Below are 17,541 nucleotides of genomic sequence, written 5' to 3'. Positions count from 1 at the left end.
TTGTTCATTGCCGACTCCCCGTGAGCGCATCCATCGCCAAACGGGCCGCGCCGATCGCCCCCGCCCGATTTCCCAGCGATGCGGCACGAACGTCCATGGCGGGGTCCAGTTCGGCCAAGCGGCTATGCAACAAGGGCCACCATATCGCCCCCGCTTCAACAACCCCTCCGCCAACGATAATCGCGCTTGGGTTTAGTCCGAGATGGATGTTATGAACAAAAAGCGCCAGGTTATCGACGAACCGACGAAGGACATCGGCAATCGCCTGATGGCCCCGTTCATAATCGGCGAATACTTCACGCCCCGAATCGTAGTCCCGCCCCGTCGCCTCCCGCGCGAGCTGAACTAACGCCGTTCCGGAAATATATTGCTCGATGCAGCCTTGTCTGCCGCAGTTGCAAGGTCGGCCGTGCGGCACGAAGACAACGTGGCCCCATTCCCCGCCGTTCCAATGAGCTCCCCTGTATAGTCTCCCGTCAATCATATTGGCGCCGCCGACGCCCGTACCGAGCGTCAGCATCGTCAAATCGGACAGGCCGGCGCCCGCGCCGATCCACGCTTCCCCGACCAATGCCGCGTTGGCGTCGTTATCGACAACAACGGGCAGACCAAACATCGCTTCGTACCTTTGCCGCAAATCAAAGCCCTGCCATCCCGGCAAATTTGCGGTCGCATAGACGATTCGTCCCGTATCGACGTCAACCCGGCCCGCCGTGCCGATACCGATGCCGGCCGCGTCCGGATAGGACTCGAGCAATTGGCGAATCGCCGTCTCCGCGTGGAGAGCGATGTGCTCCTTTCCCAAACGCGCTTCCGTCGGCACTCGCGTTTCGTACAGACCATCCCCGCGTTCGTTCATGACGATCCCTTTAATCGAGGTACCGCCGATATCGATGCCGATGACGTTCATAGGAGGCTTCCCCCTTCCCGTTCGCATGAGCTCAAGCTCGCTGCTTCAGAGCTTTTTTGATCTCTCCCGTGTACCATTCCGTAATCACCTGGGGACGCGTAATCGCAGAGCCGACGACTACGGCGTGAGCTCCGATCAAGAACATTTGCACCGCTTGCGACGGCGTCTGAATTTTCCCTTCGGCAAATACCGGAATCGTTAGCCGCCCGGCCGTCTCTTGTACCAAGGCATAGTCGGGCTCGTTACGTTGTGGCGAATACGGCGTATAACCGGACAACGTCGTTGATACGCAATCTACGCCCAAGGAAGCGGCATAAAGGCCTTCCTCCAAAGTCGAGATGTCGGCCATCACTTTCTGGCCCCGTTCTTTCATATAAGTCACCAGCGACTCTAGCGACTCCCCGTTCGGACGCGGACGCCGGGTCGCATCCAAGGCGATCAGATCGACGCCCACTTCCATAAGGTCTTGGATTTCTTTATGCGTTGGCGTAATATAAACGTCGCTGTCGTTGTACACTCTCTTAACGATCCCTATAATCGGCAGGTTCGTAACGTTCTTGATCTCGGCGATATCCTGCGGACCATTGGCGCGAATGGCGACGGCTCCTCCGACGTCGGCCGCTTTCGCCATTTTGGCCATCGTCTCCGCTCCGTAGAGAGGTTCATCCTCCAGCGCTTGACACGAAACGATCAACCCATTGCGAATGCGGTCAAACAGCGGCTGTCGGTTCATGGAAATCCACCTCTTCCGCTAACGTTTTATTCCCTTGCTGTCTGTATGTTTCATTTCCGTTGTTCATTTCTTCTCCTATCCATTGCCTTTCTTCTTATTGCGCACATGCGTTTTCAATCCAACCTCGAACATCCGGCTCCAAGGCATATAGCAATCGTCGATCACGATCTCGTATTCGTCCTCGTCGTCATGCAAGCGGGTCTCGATAAAACGGTTCAATTCCGCTCGAACACGTTCGGCGACACGTCCTCTCCGGCCGTCGACGGCGAAATAGCCGAGTCCCATCTCAGGCAGTACGCGATCGGTTACGTCTCTGCGCACAAACGCGCAATAGCCGCCGTCCTCGACATACCGCAGCGACAGAAAGTCGCGGTGCTGCGACGTATCGCCGTAAACGGCATAGATCATGCCCTGCGCAATGCAGGTTCCGAGCGTGTTGGAGCTTGTATTCCAGCCGGCATACCCGGCCAATTCGAACAGCAGCTTCTTGTCGCGAAGCAACTGCAACAGTTCCAGATCGGCTCCGTTGGCATAGGCGATATCCGCGATGACACAGGGCTTGTCGAGCCGGCGAACGATATCGTCGGCCATCTCGACCAGTTCGACAATGTTCCGGTAGACTTGATACCCCGGATGAGGTTGACCTTGGTTGCCCGCTTCCATCATGCTTTCGCCGGGCGTGTTGAGGCAAAGCGCCATATCCGCTTCGGTAAGGGAAGACGTCATCAACCCTCCGGCCGCCATGATTTGGTATTTAACAGATTCGTATAATAAACGGTCTTCATATAGAGGGGTAACAAACGGACCTTGTACGCTGGAAAAATGAACGTGCACCCGCGGCTTTCGCCCCTCAAAACGGTTGATCATGCGCGCAAGCAACGTGCAGCCCGCTTCGTCGGCTCCCGGGTACATATATACGGATAATTGCTGCCGGCATGCCTTGACTCGTTCCCGGACCTCCTGCTGATCGATCGCGGTCAGTCCATAAGGGGCCGAATCGTCCTGCGGAATGACCATAAAATCAATGGCCCGGTCTTTCACCAATTCGATCGATCGCTTGTTCGCCGCCAAGTTGACGGCGCGACGTTCCGTATATTCCCGCCATACCTCCTCGGGCAAAACCGCCTCGATCCGCCGCAATTCGCTTTGTTCATCCTCCGTCGCGACGCCAAGCGCCAGGCGATGACGGATATAGCCGCGCCTAAATATCTCCTCGCCCCACTCTTCGTAATAATCCGGTTCTTCGTCGCTACTGGAATATCGCGGGCAACGCATGATGAGTTGAAACGCGAATAGCTGCAAAGAAGGATTGATTTGCTTCAACCTGCGAACCTGCTCCAATCGCTCTTCGCATTGCTCCGTCGTTAGCCGATGCAGCCGCGAGGGGATAATTCCGCCGTACAATAAAGTGTCCAAGGCAATAATGGCCCCGTCCGCATCGCGCGCCTGCTCAAATAACCACGCCCACAATTTCTCGACATCTCCGGGGCGCTTCTTGAGCCCCATCATCTTCAAATCCGGACGCACAACGGTATAATCGGTTCCCGCGGCAAGCAGCGACGGAAATTCGTAGTTGCAAGGACGTTCGTCCAATGGAATGTAAATGATTTTCTTCACGCAACCTCAGCCTCCTGACCTCCTCGACTTGTGATCCTTGGATCGCGGTTAACCCTTGACCGCTCCGGAGATGCCTTCCATGTAATAACGCTGCGTAAACAAGAACACGACAATGATCGGCACAACCGAGATCACGGTTCCTGCGGCGATCCAACCGAAATTGTAGGCGAACTGTCCGTTCAGAAAACTGAGCGCGGACGCGATCGGATATTGACTCGTATCGTTCAGCACGATCATCGGCCAGAGGAAGTTGTTCCACATGCCCATAAACTCCAATAAGCCGATAACGGCGATTGCCGGTTTGACGATCGGTAACGCCAATTGCAACCAAATGCGAAACTCGCTGGCGCCGTCCACTTTGCCGGAATCGCGCAATTCGTGCGGCATGCCCATAAACGCCTGTCTCATTAAAAATACATTGAACACCGTAATCCCCGATGGAAGCACGACCGCGAGAAAACCGCCGATCAGGCCAAGCTCCTTCACCGTTAAGTAGTTAACGACCATACCGGCCGCAGCAGGGATGATCATTGTCGCCACCAATAGCGTAAACACAAGATCCCGGCCTTTAAAGCGGAATACGGCAAGCGGATAGGCGGTCAAGCAGGAGAAAAAGATATTCATGACGACGCCCATTAAGGCCATCACGAGCGTATTCCATAAATATTGCGGGAAATTCATATAATTCCACACTTGAACATAATTATCAAAATCGACAAAGGTGGGGAAAATCGCCGGCGGAAAGCTGAATACGTTCTTCCCGGGCATCAGCGATACGCTAAGCAGCCACAAAAACGGCCCCATCATAAAAATGGCGAACAGAATCAAACATCCGTACAACAGCGTTAATTTCACGAAACCCAATGATTTTCTTCTCATATCACGCATCCATTAACAGAGGTTGTTCAAAAAGTCGTCTATTGATCACGAAGCAGGTCATGAAGCGGGTTCGACGTCGAATCTTGAATTCAGCCGAGGCTTCCGTTGCTCACGTAGGTTCTGCCTACGCTCCGCTACTCCGTCTCTAGCTTCATCCAACCTTCTCGGTGCTGAACAGCCAGCTTTTTGAACACGTATTAATATGGATTGACACCGCCCTTCCGGTTGAATCTGAAGACGATTATGCTGAGAACGGCGATAATCACGCTGACGACTAAGCCGAGCGCCGAAGAGTAGCCAAAATTGAACTTTTGGAAACCTTGCTGATAGATATATAAACTGGACGTCAAGGTAGCGGTCCCCGGTCCCCCTTGCGTTAGGACGAATACTTCATCGAAGACGCGAACCGCGGCCATTAAGGAAATAAGCGAGCAGAAAAAGACATACGGCTTCAACAGCGGAATCGTAATTTTTCGGATCGATTGCCACCGATTCGCGCCATCGATCATCGCCGCCTCCACCATATCCTTCGGAATGGATTGCAGCCCCGCCAGATAAATCATCATATAGTATCCGAGGCCCTTCCACATGGTAATAAACATCAGCGTCCACAGGGCCGTATTTTTGTTGGACAACCAGGTAAACCGCTCCTGCATCAACCCTACGCTCGACAGCACGTAGTTCACGACGCCGTTCTGGTTCAGCAGCCATCCCCAAATGAGCGCGACCGCGACCATAGAGGTCACAACGGGAATGTAATAGGCGGTACGGAATAATTTGATTCCTTTCACGTTGCTATTGACTAAAATCGCCATAAGAATGGAGAACAGTTGGATAAACGGCACGACGATCACATAAAGCAACGAGTTGATCAGCGATGTGAGAAAGTCCCTGTCTTGAAACGCACGCGTGAAATTATCGAATCCGACAAACTCCGTTTTGCCGATGACAGAATAATTCGTCAGGGCCAACGGGACGCTGTAAACAATCGGCCAAAGAACGAACAGGGCCAGCAAAATCAAACCGGGCGCCATAAAAAGCCACGCGGCGGACGCCTCGGATTTGCCGAGCCTGGAAAAGAAAGAAGGGGTTTTCATGCCTGTATCACCTGCCTTTGTCACTAGATCGGGCAGGACGAGCCTGCCCAAGCTAACGTATTAGTTGCCCAAAATACGATTGACTTCCTTCTCCGCTTCCGCCAATTCTTTTTTCACGTTGCCATCGTTCAAGTAGATGATCTGTAAAGCCTTTGTGACGGCCTGATTCACATCGTTTGCGTTCTCAATCCCAAGATAGAAATCTTCCGCTTTGTCCAAGCTGACCGCAGATACGGTCTTGGCGACGCCTTCCACGGTGCCGTCGTTTTCCGCAAAAAACGGATCTTTGGCACTTTCCACCGTCGAAGGCAAGGTGTTGGCGACCTTGGAGAACTCCAGTTGATTGGCCGCATTGGTGACGAATACGGCGAAGTCGACCGCTTCTTTCTTATGCGATGTCGCCGCGGGCACGACGAGGTTCATCGTGTTGGAGTAGCGGATGCCCGCTTTGCCGACCGGGCTCGGCACGGCGACCATTTTGCTATAAACGTCCGGCGCCGCCGTTTTGATTTTGTTAATAAACGGGGAACTGGACAAGGACATGGCCACTTGTTCACTGGCAAAGTATTGGACTTGCTTGTCGTAGTTGATGATGTCCTTTGGAATGACGCCTTCTTTTAACAGTTCTACGTTTTCATTAATGTATTCTTCGACTTCCGGCGTATTGAAAGCGGCTTTTTTATAGTCCTCGGTCAGGAAAGGCAGGTTTTCTTCCAGGAGGGTACGCGCTTCCATCGTGAAGATGTAGCCGTAGGCGTCGGTTTTTTCTTTGATTTGACGGCCCCATGCGTTGAGCTCCTCTTTCGTTGCCGGAGGGTTGCTTGGATCGAGCCCCGCTTTCTCCACCAAATCCTTATTGAGGAACAGAACCGGCAGAGCGGTGTACCAAGGAAGCGCAAACGCTTTGCCGCTCATCTCCGTCGAAGAATAGATACCCGGGAAATAGGCCGCTTTTTGCTCCGCCGTCAGTTCCTGGTTAAAATCGACCAATGCGTCCTTGCTTCCCATCTGATTGGCAAATTCCGTGTTGAGATTCACCACGTCCGGCGCTTCTCCGCCTGCGATGCTGGTCATTAATTTATTTAGCACGGCGTCGTAGGGATAGTCCTTCCAGTCGATTTTGACGTTCGGATGCTGCGTTTCGTAATCTGCAATCAGCTTGTCGAAATAATCGTTAAAGGTAGGCTGCAAGGAAATGGTCCAAAACTCTACCGTGACTTGTTCCTCCGCCTTTTTCTCCCCGCCATCCCCGTTCTTGGCAGCCTCTCCCCCCGACGACTTCGATCCGCATGCCGCCAATAGACCTGCGATCAGGATTGACGTCAGCAGTAGTGAAATCCATCTTTTCCCTCTAAAACTCATGCCCCTCATCCTTTCTGTACGCAATGTGTTGGTTTTAACCGAGAGCAGAAATGCCATGAATCTCGTCGGCTCATTGTATAAAGCAAGCGCTTACACCGTGACCGAATGCCTTACTCGAATGAATGATTCCTGCATGCATTTTCCTCTCGTTGCACGTCCATTGTAGCATCGCGTGGAGAATATATCCACTATTTTATTATGAAATAAAAAATTTTTCCTAGATTAAACGTTGGACGCACAAAAAAAGAACCCGGAAACGGGCTCTTCTAACTTCTTTTCGATGGTGCTGTGCAATTTAAAACAACTTCTCGGATATGGCCTTGGCCATGATCTCTCTATACTTCAGCGCGGTGTCCTTCATTTTCAACGAAACGGCGACATTCAGAATGTCGATGACGGCCAGTTGCGATATTTTGGCGGAAAGCGAGCTTCCCTGCAGCGGATTTTCGCGGGCGATCATCAATAACACGATATCCGCCACTTTGGTGATCGGCGAGCGGGCGTTGCTTGTAATGGCGACGAGGGTGGCGCCCGCTTTTTTGGCCAGCGTCAGGTTTTCGATCGTATCCTTCGTGCTGCCGGAAATCGAGATGCCGACCGCCACGTCGTCTTGAGTCATCAGAGCCGCTTCCATGGCCTGAAAGTGCGTGTCCGTCTTTGCGCTGCTTTGTTTGCCGATTCTGGAGAAACTATGCGCGGCCTGCATGGCCGTCAATCCGGATGAACCGACGCCGAAAAAGCAAATGCACCGCGCCCGGTACAAGGCGTCAATGGCTAGGCTTAGCTGCTCCGACACGGCCAGCTCTCTCGTCTGCTCCAAGGTGCGGATATGGTTGGCGATAATTTTTTCGTTTAATGCGGCGGAATCGTCCTCCTCGGTAACTTCTTGATGCAAATGATCGATCGGTTTTACCATATCCTGCGCCAAAGATAATTTAAAATCTTGAAATCCTTGATATTTCAGTTTTCGGCATAAGCGCAGCACCGTCGTTTCTCCGACTTCGGCCTTTTCCGCCAATTCGGTTACCGAGTGGTACATAATGTCCGAGGCGTTATCCAAAATATATTGCGCCACTTTCTGCTCTGCTTTGGTAAGTCCGTTCAGATGGCTCTGTATATTCAGCAAAGTTTTGCCCATTCCTTGTACGGTCAGCAAGCGCAAATCTCCTTTCCGTCGGCTATCGGTAGGATATAACCTTCATCTTTACATGGTTTGGAAGGTTGTTTCCTTCTGTTGTTTATTTTAGCGAGATCGCTTGGAATATACAAGTAGAAGCCCACCGGGCATGACTTCATATCGTGTCTCTCAAGGCTTCCCACCGTTAACGGCAACGGTTCAGGACGATTCCGTCCAAGTCATCATCTTTGGCACTCTCTTCAATGATCGACAACTCGTGGCGTTTGACCTCCGAATGAATCGGATTAACGAAAAGAGTCGCATCCGAAGCCTTCTTCGCCACCGCGAGAACGGAAGGCAGGCTTGGATTATAGAGAACATCACCTGCCATTCTTTCTTGTCGTAGGCGATCCCGTCGCGAGATTCGGCCGTCCCTTCGGCAAAAACGTCGACGTTCGCCAGCACCTTCGGCCCGGCCAATTTGAGAGCGGCAGCCATATCCCGAAGATAGTCGCGGCCCTTCCACATGTCGTAGCGCCCGTCGGACCAACGGCTGACCTAATAACCGAACCGGCTCGGGTAAGTCGTATGGCCGTAAGGCACTCTCGCATCGATGACAACGTGGGTGGGGTGATACCCGCCCGCCCGTTTGGCGTTTTCCGCCAGTTTTCGCTGCTGCTCCGGATCGCTAGGCGCAGGCCGTTCGCCAGTAAGTCAACCCACAATTCACTTAAGGTGATAAATTCACTCTATTTTGCTCGATTCGGGCGATGGTGAGGAAATAAGGTGAATAAGTAACGCTATTGCTCGGTGTTTGGGCGAGATGCGGGCATTTGGAGTCACTTAAGGTGATAATTTCACTCTATTTCGCTCAATTCGGACGATGGTGAGGAAATAAGGTGAATAAGTAACGCTATTGCTCGGTGTTTGGGCGAGATGCGGGCATTTGGAGTCACTTAAGGTGATAATTTCACTCTATTTCGCTCAATTCAGGCGAAGGCGAGAAAATAAGGTGAAGAAGTAACGCTATTGCTCAGTGTTTGGGGGAGATGCGAGCAGTTGGAGTCACTTAGGGTGATAATTTCACTCTATTTCGCTCAATTCAGGCGAAGGCGAGAAAATAAGGTGAAGAAGTAACGCTATTGCGCGGTGTTTGGGCGAGATGCGGGCAGTTGGAGTCACTTAAGGTGATAATTTCACTCTATTTCCCTCAATTCGGGTGATGGTGAGGAAATAAGGTGAATAAGTAGCGCTATTGCTCGGTGTTTGGGCGAGATGCGGGCAGTTGGAATCACTTAGGGTGATAAATTCACTCTATTTCGCTCAATTCAGGCGATGGTGAGGTAATAAGGTGAATAAGTAACGCTATTGCTCGGTGTTTGGGGGAGATGCAGGCAGTTGGAGTCACTTAAGGTGATAATTTCACTCTATTTCGCTCAATTCGGGCGAAGGCGAGGAAATAAGGTGAAGAAGTAACGCTATTGCTCGGTGTTTGGGCGAGATGCGGGCAGTTGGAGTCACTTAAGGTGATAATTTCACTCTATTTCGCTCAATTCGGACGATGGTGAGAAAATAAGGTGAATAAGTAACGCTATTGCGCGGTGTTTAGGGGAGATGCGGGCATTGGGAGTCACTTAAGGTGATAATTTCACTCTATTTCGCTCAATTCAGGCGATGGTGAGGAAATAAGGTGAAGAAGTAACGCTATTGCGCGGTGTTTGGGGGAGATTCCCGCAAATAGCGTTACTTAATGTCTCTATTTCCCCTACAGACGTCACTTTTTCAGCTTTTCGCCGACAATAGCGCTATAAAATCACCTTATTTCCGCCGAAACCTGCCTTATCGTCTAAATAAGACGACTTTTTACCGCTATTTTAAGGCAGGCCATGGTTCGAGTGAAGTCCGACCCCAACCGCCGGCATGCCCTCACCCTCAATCCCCCGCCGGGCCGCTCCAATCATGCACCATGCTGCCCTCCAGGAACTTCTCGCAGTCCATCGCCGCCATGCAGCCGGACCCGGCCGCGGTGATCGCCTGGCGATACCGCATATCCTGCACGTCGCCGCAGGCGAATACGCCCGGTACGTTCGTCTCGGTTGTTCCCGGCTTAACGACGATGTAGCCGTGTTCGTCGGTCGCAACCGCCCCGCCGAGGAACTTCGTGTTCGGCGTATGGCCGATCGCCACGAACACCCCGTCGGCTTCCAGCAGCTCCTCCTGGCCCCCGGCATTGTTCCGCACCTTCAAGCCCTTCACTTTGCCGCCGCCGTCCTCCGTCACCACTTCCAGCGGCGTGCGATTCAACGCCCAGCGTATTTTCTCGTTAGACTTGGCGCGATCCTGCATAATTTTCGAGGCGCGCAGCTCCTCCCGGCGATGCACGATCATCACCTCCGTGGCGAATCGCGTCAGGAAGTTCGCTTCTTCCATCGCCGAATCGCCACCTCCGACGACGAGGAGTTTCTTGCCGCGGAAGAAGAACCCGTCGCAAGTCGCGCAAGTGCTGACCCCCCGGCCAACGTTCTCCTGTTCGCCGGGAATGCCCAGATACTTCGCCGACGCCCCCGTCGACAAAATCACTGTTTCCGACTCCAGGACCTTACCGCCCTCCAGCGTCACCTGAAACGGCCGTTTCGAGAAATCCACTTGCTCGACCCAACCGCTTCGAAATTCCGCGCCGAAGCGTTCCGCCTGCTTGCGCATGTTGTCCATCAGCTCGGGCCCCATAATGCCCTCCGGAAACCCCGGGAAGTTCTCCACTTCCGTGGTTGTGGTCAATTGGCCGCCGGGCTCCAGCCCCTCGATGACGACCGGGCTCAGATTCGCCCGCGCCAAATAAATCGCCGCCGTAAGCCCGGCCGGCCCCGTTCCGATCACCAATACTTTATGCATACGTTCGTACCTCCTTGGTTCCTAGAAAATAGATCGACCCGCCGATTCCTATGTAATGGAATGGAATGTTCCATCAAATTTTCCCCAAGTTGGACCCGCTTTACCCGCAAACTATTGGACCGAAGGAAAAATCGCCGCGATCTTCTCCTTCACGCCGCACACCTCATCCACGCGGCGAACATAGCGGCGTGCGGTCGACGCGGAAATATCGTATTTCTGTGCGACTTGCTCGTAGGTGACGGCAAGACCGTGCATCTTGGCCGTCAAATATTCGAGCGCCGCCGCCCAGCCCTCCAAATGGGAGATCGTCGGCGTATCCGGATATAACCGGGTGAGAAAATCCGCCCATAACGTCTCCATATCATGCTGCTGTTGCAGATCGAAGCTCCGCTTCATTCGCTCCATCGCCAAATCCACGACCGCCTGCCATTCGCTTCGCCAAACCGGCAGCGCCGTCGTCACGCGGCTCGGATCGACCATCGTCGTCGTCGCGCCGGATCGGACGGGCAGCGGGCTGCTCACGCCGAGGTTCCGGAGCACGAACAAAGCCATTTCCTTCAGGTAGGCATCTTCCTCCGGCTCCAGCAGAAAAGCTTGCAGCGCCTCCTCAACCTCCCGATCGGCAATCAGGCCCAAGGCCTGAATCACCTGCAGTTTCGTCTTCGTGTCCCCATGGCGCAACGCCCAGAAGAACGAGGAGCGGATCAGCGGGTTCTCCTTCAAATCGGCAGGAATACTGTAATCCGAAATCTCCCAGCGCTTCATTTGTTCCTCGAACGGCAGCTGATACTGATAATGCAACGGAAACGGACCGGCCTCGGGATACACGCGCTCCTGGGCGAGACAATTCAAGTAATAGTCCGGCACACCCGAGCCGGGGTCCAGCCTTTTCGCCGCATTCCACATCCGTTCCGCCTCGGAGTACCGCCCGGTATGGTACGCAGCCACTGCCGCATAGTGGTACAAGCTGGCCTCAAAGGGCGCCTCTTCGCCGCGCAGCAACCGTTTGAAATGGCCGAAAGCCGCTTCATGACGGCCCAAAATGCCCATCGTCGTCGCCAGTTTGAAAACATGCTCCTGATGGAAGGGTACGATATTCTCGAGCCGGCCGGCCAACTCCTCCAGCGCACCGAGGTTCCCTTCATGCTGATAAAATATCGCCAAGTTGCACAAGCCATGCAAATTGCCGGGATCCTGCGCCAGCACCTCGCCTACCGTATCCTTCGCTTTGCGGAACAAGCCCAGGTAGTAATAACCCAAAGCCAGGTTGTTGCGGGCCGCCAAGAAATCGGGCCGGCTCCGCACAAGCTCCTCCAGCATTTTGACGGCTTGGGCGAATTTGCCCTCTTCCAGCAGCGCGCGAGCCTGATCGTGCTCGTATACGCCATGCCGGGACTTGATGCTTCTCAATTGGGTCGGCCGGTCCAGCTCGTATTGCAGCAGGTCGATCATCTCTTCGGCCTCGCTCAGAAACTGGCCGCTTTCATCCTGCTCCAAATAAGTGACAAGCGCCGCTTCGGCCGCTTCGAACATATCCATATTGGCGTAGTTGTTCGCCATGTAGAAATAACATTCCGTCATGGCCGGGTCGATCTCCTCCAGTACGGTTTGCAACACCTCATTGGAAGCTTCGTAATCTCCCATTTCCGATAAAATCCCGGCCATATTGCAGTGGTTCACCGGGTTACCCGGCTCGTATTCCACGGCTTTGCGAAAATACTTCAATGCCTTGTCATAGCGATAGCGATCCAACGAAGAGACGGCTCTCTCGAAGAAAAAACCCGCATCCATCGAGATGGACAGCACTTTCCCCCGTTTGGTTTTGGCCGGTCGCTTCTTTTCGTTCAAGCAAGGCACCTCCCTTTGATTTCATTCTGATTCGTCCACATCCCGCACACTCAGGTAAACTCTCCATCCCCCAGTATAACATAGGAGAAGCTGTCCTCCCACGGGGAATCCCGGCGGAAAATAACGGATATGCGGAATCGGCAAGGAATCGACAGGAAAACCGGGGCTGCACGCAGAAATTAATGGTTCAGGCAGAGGAAAAGTTGGAAAACTACCGGATGAGGGTCGGACCCTTCCAATCGTACCGACCCAGCCTTACCGGAAGAATGAGGGGATTGTTGAACAACATGTTCCCTATGAAGGAGATGAGCCGTAAAATGAATGCAGACCAACCGAAGCTGTCCACCATCGACGAATACATCGCCCTGTTCCCGCCGGAGATTCAGGACAAGATGCAGCAACTCCGCAAGCGGGTCCGAGAATCCGTGCCGGACGCGGCCGAAACAATCAGCTATCAAATGCCGACGTTTGAGACGGATGGCAGAATCCTGGTGCATTTCGCAGCCTTTAAGAAACACATCGGCTTTTATCCGACGCCTAGCGGCATCGCGGAGTTTCAAGAGGAGCTGTCCCGGTACCATAGCGGTAAAGGTTCCGTACAATTTCCGCTGGACCAGCCGCTGCCTCTGGATCTCATTCGCCGCATCGTCCTGTTCCGGGCTGCGGAAAACCGCCGGGCAGCCGAAGCCAAATCCGCGAAAAAGAAGCGGGGATAATAACGATTGTAAACGGCAAACAAGGCCGGTCCACGGTTTCGCTCGCGTGTAAACAAAAACCGCCCACAGGCGTAGGCGGTTCAAAACGTAAAGTTCCCTTAAATTCCCCGATCCTTAAATAAAGCGGCAATCGACCCGCCCTCCAGGATGAATTGCGTGGCCCGGGCCAGCATCGGCGCGACCGAGAGCACCTGCACATGCGAGGAATGCAGCTCCGGCTGCGCGATCGAATCGGTGACCACCACTTGGCGGATGTTCGGATGATCGAGCTTCTCCAAGGCATTTGCGGAAAAAAGCCCGTGCGTCGCGCACACGAAAGCGTCCTCCGCGCCCCGTTCCTTCAGGCCCTCCACGACGTTGACGATCGTGGAGCCGGTGTCGATCAGATCTTCGATAATGATCGGCGTGTGCCCGGCAACGTCGCCGATCACGTGCGTAATCACCGACTCGTTGTGCGCGGGGCGCTTCTTGATCATGATCGCAAACGGCGAGTCCAGTCCGTTGGCCAGCTTCTCCGCCATCGAGGCGCGTCCCGCATCCGGCGAGACGATCACGGGATTCGGGATCTGCTGAGCCTTCAGATAGTCGGTCATCAAGTCCAAAGCGGTCAAATGATCGACCGGAATATTGAAGAAGCCTTGGATCGCCGGCGCGTGCAGGTCGATCGTCACGACCCGATTCGCTCCCGCCGTCGTCAGCACATCCGCGAGCAGCTTGGCCGAAATTGGTTCCCGCGGCGCGGATTTACGTTCCTGCCGGGCATAGCCGTAATACGGCATGATGACGTTGATCGTTCGGGCAGAGGCTCGTTTAGCGGCATCGATCATCACCAGAAGCTCGACGAACAGCTCATTGATGGGATGGGACAGCGACTGTACCAGAAACACATCGTAATTACGGATACTTTCCTCATAATGCACATAAATTTCTCCGCTTTTGAACCGCGACAGCTTGACTTTCCCGGGTTCGATCCCCAACCGTCCGCAGATATCCGATACCAGCTTCGGATTGGACGACCCGGAAAACATGCGCATTTTGGCTTCCATAACATCCTCCCGAATCCTTATTCAAAACTTGGACATGCCTTCTCTTTTATCGTACATGGATTCGAGGTTCGCGTCCAGCGCCGCACCTTCCTTCAATGCCAGCTTACTTCCCGGCCGCCAGAGGAATCATCGTCCGTCGGCGTCCTTCGAAGGTCGCCAGCTCCCGCACGCCCAGGTTATACAGCAGAGTACGCGCCTGATCCAGATGCTCGCTCAGCTTCAGCGGATCATGGGCGTCCGACCCTACGGTGAGCGGAATCCCCATCTCGATCGCCGCCCGTAAAATCCGTTCGCTCGGAAACATCTCGGCGCACGGCTTGGACAAGCCGGAGGCGTTCAGCTCCATCGCGATCCCGGCTTCCTTCACGGCCGCCAAAGTCCTGCGCTCCAGCCGGATCGTCGCTTCCTCCAGCTCCGGTCCCGGCTTGTACCCGAACCGCTTGATCACGTCGAGGTGGCCGAGGAAATCGTAGAACCCGGTTTGCGCGGCTTTGGCCACGGCATCGTAGTAACGCTCGTACACCGCAAACACGTCCTGACCGTCCCAGTTGTGAACCTGGCGGAAATCCGACACGTCCCATTCCCCGAGAAAATGCACCGAACCGATCACATAATCCCAAGGATAAGCGTTGACGATTTGTTCGATGCGCTTCTCCCAGCCTTCGATATAGTCGCCCTCCAGGCCGACCCGGACGTCGATTTGCCCGCGGTATTTCTCCTTCAGCCGAAAGGCTTCCTCGACGTAGCGCGGCAGTTCCTCCATCGGCATGGCCATTTCCGGGTAATACTTGGCCGGATCGACATGCAGCAGCGGCATATGGTCGGAGACGCCAAGCTGGGAGAGTCCGATCTCAATCCCCCGAAGAACGTATTCCTCCAACGCGCCGACAGCGTGTCCGCAGCGCTCATGATGCGTATGGTAATCGATCAGCATCTGGTCTACGCCTCCGTTCTAGTCGCGCCGCGGCCGCTCATGCCGCCGCTCCAGCTCCCGCATGATGTCATCGAGCGGCAGGTTGCGTTCGCGCAGCAGCACCAGCAGGTGATAGATCAGGTCGCTCACTTCGTAACGCAGCTCGTCGTTATCGCCGTTTTTGGCCGCGATGATCGACTCCGCGGTTTCTTCGCCGACTTTCTTCAAGATCTTATCGAGTCCTTTTTCGAACAGATACGTCGTATAGGCCCCTTCCGGACGCTCCGCGTAACGCTCGGCGATCAGCTGCTCCAGCTCGGCGAGCACCTTGAAGCGCTCATGGGCATGGGCCCCGCCGCTGCCGGGCCCCGCCGAGGCGGCCGCTGCCTCAGCGCCCGCAGCCGCCGTCCGGTAGAAACAGGTCGGCTCCCCGGTATGGCAGGCCGGCCCGTTCGCGATCACCTCAACCAGCAGCGTATCCCCATCGCAATCGTATTTCAAGGCCGTGATCCGCTGGGTATTGCCGGAAGTTGCCCCTTTGTTCCACAGCTCGCCGCGCGACCGGCTCCAGAACCAGGTCAACCCGGATTCCACCGATTGGCGCAGCGATTCGCGGTTCATGTAAGCCAACATCAGCACTTCCTTGCTGCCCGCCTCCTGCACAATGGCCGGAACGAGTCCCGACGCATCCCACTTCACCGCTTGCTCCAGCTCCTCCATCGATAGCAAACATTGCAGCGGTTGTTGATTCCCTGCGGTCATCGTATTTCCACCCCTTTGGCTCTAAGCTCTTGTTTCAAATCCGGCACCGCAATTTCTTTATAATGAAAAATCGTCGCCGCCAGCGCCGCATCCGCCTGTCCTTCGGTAAACACCTCGTAAAAATCGCTCGCCGTCCCGGCCCCGCCGGAGGCGATGACCGGAATGCCCACCGCCCGGCTTACCGCGCTCGTCAGCGGCAAATCGAAGCCGTCCTTGGTGCCGTCGGCGTCCATGCTCGTCAGCAAAATTTCCCCGGCACCCCGCTTCTTGGCTTCCTGTACCCAGGCAAGCGCCCGGATCCCCGTCGGTTTACGTCCGCCGTGAGTGTACACTTCCCATTCGCCCCACTCGGCGTTGTATTTGGCGTCCACGGCCACCACGATGCATTGGGACCCAAAGCGGCGCGCCCCGTCGGAGATCAGCTCGGGGTTCACCACCGCCGCCGTATTAATGCCGATTTTATCGGCTCCGGCCCGCAGCAGGCGTTTCATATCCTCCACCTGGGAAATCCCACCGCCGACCGTAAACGGAATAGCGATTTCACCGGCCGTTTGCTTCACGACCTCGACCATCGTGGCACGCCCCTCATGCGACGCGGAAATGTCCAGGAACACAAGCTCATCCGCTCCCTCCCGATCATATAACGCCGCCAGCTCTACCGGATCGCCGGCATCGCGCAGGTTCACAAAATTCACGCCTTTGACGACCCGCCCGTCCTTCACGTCAAGACAGGGAATAATTCGCTTTGCGAGCATGCTGGTTCGACTTCCTTTCTATTCTACGTTAAGACTCCAAGGCTCCGATCGCCGCAATCGCTTGGGCCAAATCGATGTTTCCGGTGTACAGCGCTTTGCCGACGATAGCCCCGCCGATCCCCTGATCGGCATGCGCGGCCAACCGCAGCAAATCGTCCTGCACCGTCACGCCTCCGGAAGCGATGACCGTCTTGCCGGACGCCCTCGCCAGCGACAGGATCGCCTCCACGTTGGGACCTTGCATCATCCCGTCGCGGGAAATGTCGGTGAAGATCAACGTCTCCGCCCCTTTGGCGGCCAATTCCTTCGCCAGCACCTCGGCCTGCACCTCGGACGTTTCCAGCCAGCCGCGCGTGGCGACAAAGCCGTTCCGGGCGTCGATGCCGATCGCGACCCGATCGCCGTAAGTGCCAAGCACCGCCTCGGTAAACGCGCGGTCCTCGATCGCCGCCGTGCCAAGGATCAACCGGCTCACGCCGAGCGACAGCAGGCGCTTGACGTCGTCCAGCGTGCGCAGCCCGCCGCCGACCTGCACCGGCACCTGCACGCTGCGGGCGATCTCGCCGATCAGCGCGTCGTTGACCGGATGCCCCGCCTTGGCGCCGTCCAGGTCGACCAGGTGAATAAACGTCCCGCCTTGCGCTTCCCAGGAACGGGCCACTTCCACCGGGTTGGCGTTATACACCGTCTCGCGGTCGTAATCGCCTTGGACCAGACGCACACACTGTCCGCCGCGAATATCGATAGCCGGATAAATAATAAAAGATGACATGGAATGAAACGACCTCCCGCTGTTGATGATCTATAAACTGCGATCCAATCGCATTACGATTGCAGCAATTGCAATAACGGTAATTTATGGCGCTATTTCGGCGCATTCGTGCGTTGTGAGTG

Annotated in this window: 16 protein-coding genes; 1 reads left to right on the top strand and 15 read right to left on the bottom strand. The window is 55.0% G+C overall.

Translation table 11 applies throughout. The annotated features are described in order from the left end of the window. Positions 1-4 precede the first annotated feature (4 nt). The 10 genes from ACZF99_RS00935 to ACZF99_RS00890 form a co-directional block, all read right to left on the bottom strand. A complete protein-coding gene (locus tag ACZF99_RS00935; RefSeq protein ID WP_483608261.1) occupies positions 5-910 on the bottom strand; it encodes an ROK family protein in 906 nt (301 codons plus the stop codon). A gap of 31 nt (positions 911-941) precedes the next feature. Next, the gene (locus tag ACZF99_RS00930) at positions 942-1,643 is read right to left on the bottom strand and encodes an N-acetylmannosamine-6-phosphate 2-epimerase (RefSeq protein ID WP_483608259.1); all 702 of its coding nucleotides are present in this window, start codon (positions 1,641-1,643) and stop codon (positions 942-944) included. 75 nt (positions 1,644-1,718) lie between these two features. Then, positions 1,719-3,260 carry a DUF4127 family protein gene (locus tag ACZF99_RS00925; RefSeq protein WP_483608257.1) on the bottom strand — a complete coding sequence of 514 codons (1,542 nt, stop codon included), beginning with the start codon at positions 3,258-3,260 and terminating at the stop codon, positions 1,719-1,721. 48 nt (positions 3,261-3,308) lie between these two features. After that, complete coding sequence (locus tag ACZF99_RS00920) at positions 3,309-4,139, bottom strand: carbohydrate ABC transporter permease (RefSeq protein ID WP_483608255.1); 831 nt, start codon at positions 4,137-4,139, stop codon at positions 3,309-3,311. Between the two features lie 197 nt (positions 4,140-4,336). Continuing rightward, positions 4,337-5,236 (bottom strand): carbohydrate ABC transporter permease, encoded by a 900-nt coding sequence (locus tag ACZF99_RS00915; protein WP_483608253.1) that lies wholly within the window; start codon positions 5,234-5,236, stop codon positions 4,337-4,339. A gap of 60 nt (positions 5,237-5,296) precedes the next feature. Further along, entirely contained in the window at positions 5,297-6,598 is a 1,302-nt protein-coding gene (locus tag ACZF99_RS00910; protein ID WP_483608251.1) for an ABC transporter substrate-binding protein, read from the bottom strand. A gap of 295 nt (positions 6,599-6,893) precedes the next feature. Further along, the gene (locus ACZF99_RS00905; protein WP_483608249.1) at positions 6,894-7,754 is read right to left on the bottom strand and encodes a MurR/RpiR family transcriptional regulator; all 861 of its coding nucleotides are present in this window, start codon (positions 7,752-7,754) and stop codon (positions 6,894-6,896) included. Positions 7,755-7,920: 166 nt separating this feature from the next. Then, entirely contained in the window at positions 7,921-8,106 is a 186-nt protein-coding gene (locus ACZF99_RS00900) for a hypothetical protein (protein ID WP_483608247.1), read from the bottom strand. 1,541 nt (positions 8,107-9,647) lie between these two features. After that, the gene (gene trxB, locus ACZF99_RS00895) at positions 9,648-10,607 is read right to left on the bottom strand and encodes a thioredoxin-disulfide reductase (RefSeq protein ID WP_483608245.1); all 960 of its coding nucleotides are present in this window, start codon (positions 10,605-10,607) and stop codon (positions 9,648-9,650) included. Between the two features lie 111 nt (positions 10,608-10,718). Beyond that, positions 10,719-12,455: a tetratricopeptide repeat protein gene (locus tag ACZF99_RS00890; RefSeq protein WP_483608243.1), complete on the bottom strand. Its 1,737-nt coding sequence runs from the start codon at positions 12,453-12,455 to the stop codon at positions 10,719-10,721. Between the two features lie 317 nt (positions 12,456-12,772). Here ACZF99_RS00890 and ACZF99_RS00885 point away from each other — a divergent pair, with 317 nt between their 5' ends. Further along, positions 12,773-13,171 carry an iron chaperone gene (locus tag ACZF99_RS00885; RefSeq protein WP_483608241.1) on the top strand — a complete coding sequence of 133 codons (399 nt, stop codon included), beginning with the start codon at positions 12,773-12,775 and terminating at the stop codon, positions 13,169-13,171. Positions 13,172-13,269: 98 nt separating this feature from the next. Here ACZF99_RS00885 and ACZF99_RS00880 read toward each other — a convergent pair whose 3' ends face one another. The 5 genes from ACZF99_RS00880 to hisA form a co-directional block, all read right to left on the bottom strand. After that, entirely contained in the window at positions 13,270-14,217 is a 948-nt protein-coding gene (locus ACZF99_RS00880) for a ribose-phosphate diphosphokinase (protein ID WP_483608239.1), read from the bottom strand. Positions 14,218-14,320: 103 nt separating this feature from the next. Beyond that, positions 14,321-15,151, bottom strand: a complete 831-nt coding sequence (gene hisJ, locus ACZF99_RS00875) for a histidinol-phosphatase HisJ (RefSeq protein WP_483608237.1) — start codon at positions 15,149-15,151, stop codon at positions 14,321-14,323. A gap of 18 nt (positions 15,152-15,169) precedes the next feature. Continuing rightward, the gene (gene hisIE / locus ACZF99_RS00870; RefSeq protein ID WP_483608235.1) at positions 15,170-15,892 is read right to left on the bottom strand and encodes a bifunctional phosphoribosyl-AMP cyclohydrolase/phosphoribosyl-ATP diphosphatase HisIE; all 723 of its coding nucleotides are present in this window, start codon (positions 15,890-15,892) and stop codon (positions 15,170-15,172) included. Next, positions 15,889-16,647 (bottom strand): imidazole glycerol phosphate synthase subunit HisF, encoded by a 759-nt coding sequence (gene hisF, locus ACZF99_RS00865; protein WP_483608233.1) that lies wholly within the window; start codon positions 16,645-16,647, stop codon positions 15,889-15,891. The genes hisIE and hisF overlap by 4 nt, the downstream gene beginning before the upstream one ends. Positions 16,648-16,675: 28 nt before the next feature. Then, on the bottom strand, positions 16,676-17,419 hold the full coding sequence (hisA, locus tag ACZF99_RS00860; RefSeq protein ID WP_483608231.1) for a 1-(5-phosphoribosyl)-5-[(5-phosphoribosylamino)methylideneamino]imidazole-4-carboxamide isomerase: 744 nt from the start codon (positions 17,417-17,419) through the stop codon (positions 16,676-16,678). Between the last annotated feature and the right edge of the window lie 122 nt (positions 17,420-17,541).

This window comes from Paenibacillus sp. JL3B1040 (genome assembly GCF_057063165.1).
The sequence above is the reverse complement of the archived record's forward strand: the minus strand, read 5'-3'. Positions and strand labels throughout refer to the sequence as shown.

What these genes read in the sequence shown, in the direction of transcription:
- ACZF99_RS00885 (WP_483608241.1), top strand. Translation starts at nt 12,773, where the DNA reads ATGAATGCAGACCAACCGAAGCTGTCCACCATCGACGAATACATCGCC.
- hisIE (WP_483608235.1), bottom strand. Translation starts at nt 15,892, where the DNA reads ATGACCGCAGGGAATCAACAACCGCTGCAATGTTTGCTATCGATGGAG.
- ACZF99_RS00915 (WP_483608253.1), bottom strand. Translation starts at nt 5,236, where the DNA reads ATGAAAACCCCTTCTTTCTTTTCCAGGCTCGGCAAATCCGAGGCGTCC.
- ACZF99_RS00920 (WP_483608255.1), bottom strand. Translation starts at nt 4,139, where the DNA reads ATGAGAAGAAAATCATTGGGTTTCGTGAAATTAACGCTGTTGTACGGA.
- ACZF99_RS00910 (WP_483608251.1), bottom strand. Translation starts at nt 6,598, where the DNA reads ATGAGTTTTAGAGGGAAAAGATGGATTTCACTACTGCTGACGTCAATC.
- hisF (WP_483608233.1), bottom strand. Translation starts at nt 16,647, where the DNA reads ATGCTCGCAAAGCGAATTATTCCCTGTCTTGACGTGAAGGACGGGCGG.
- ACZF99_RS00880 (WP_483608239.1), bottom strand. Translation starts at nt 14,217, where the DNA reads ATGGAAGCCAAAATGCGCATGTTTTCCGGGTCGTCCAATCCGAAGCTG.
- trxB (WP_483608245.1), bottom strand. Translation starts at nt 10,607, where the DNA reads ATGCATAAAGTATTGGTGATCGGAACGGGGCCGGCCGGGCTTACGGCG.
- ACZF99_RS00935 (WP_483608261.1), bottom strand. Translation starts at nt 910, where the DNA reads ATGAACGTCATCGGCATCGATATCGGCGGTACCTCGATTAAAGGGATC.
- ACZF99_RS00900 (WP_483608247.1), bottom strand. Translation starts at nt 8,106, where the DNA reads ATGGCAGGTGATGTTCTCTATAATCCAAGCCTGCCTTCCGTTCTCGCG.
- ACZF99_RS00930 (WP_483608259.1), bottom strand. Translation starts at nt 1,643, where the DNA reads ATGAACCGACAGCCGCTGTTTGACCGCATTCGCAATGGGTTGATCGTT.
- hisJ (WP_483608237.1), bottom strand. Translation starts at nt 15,151, where the DNA reads ATGCTGATCGATTACCATACGCATCATGAGCGCTGCGGACACGCTGTC.
- hisA (WP_483608231.1), bottom strand. Translation starts at nt 17,419, where the DNA reads ATGTCATCTTTTATTATTTATCCGGCTATCGATATTCGCGGCGGACAG.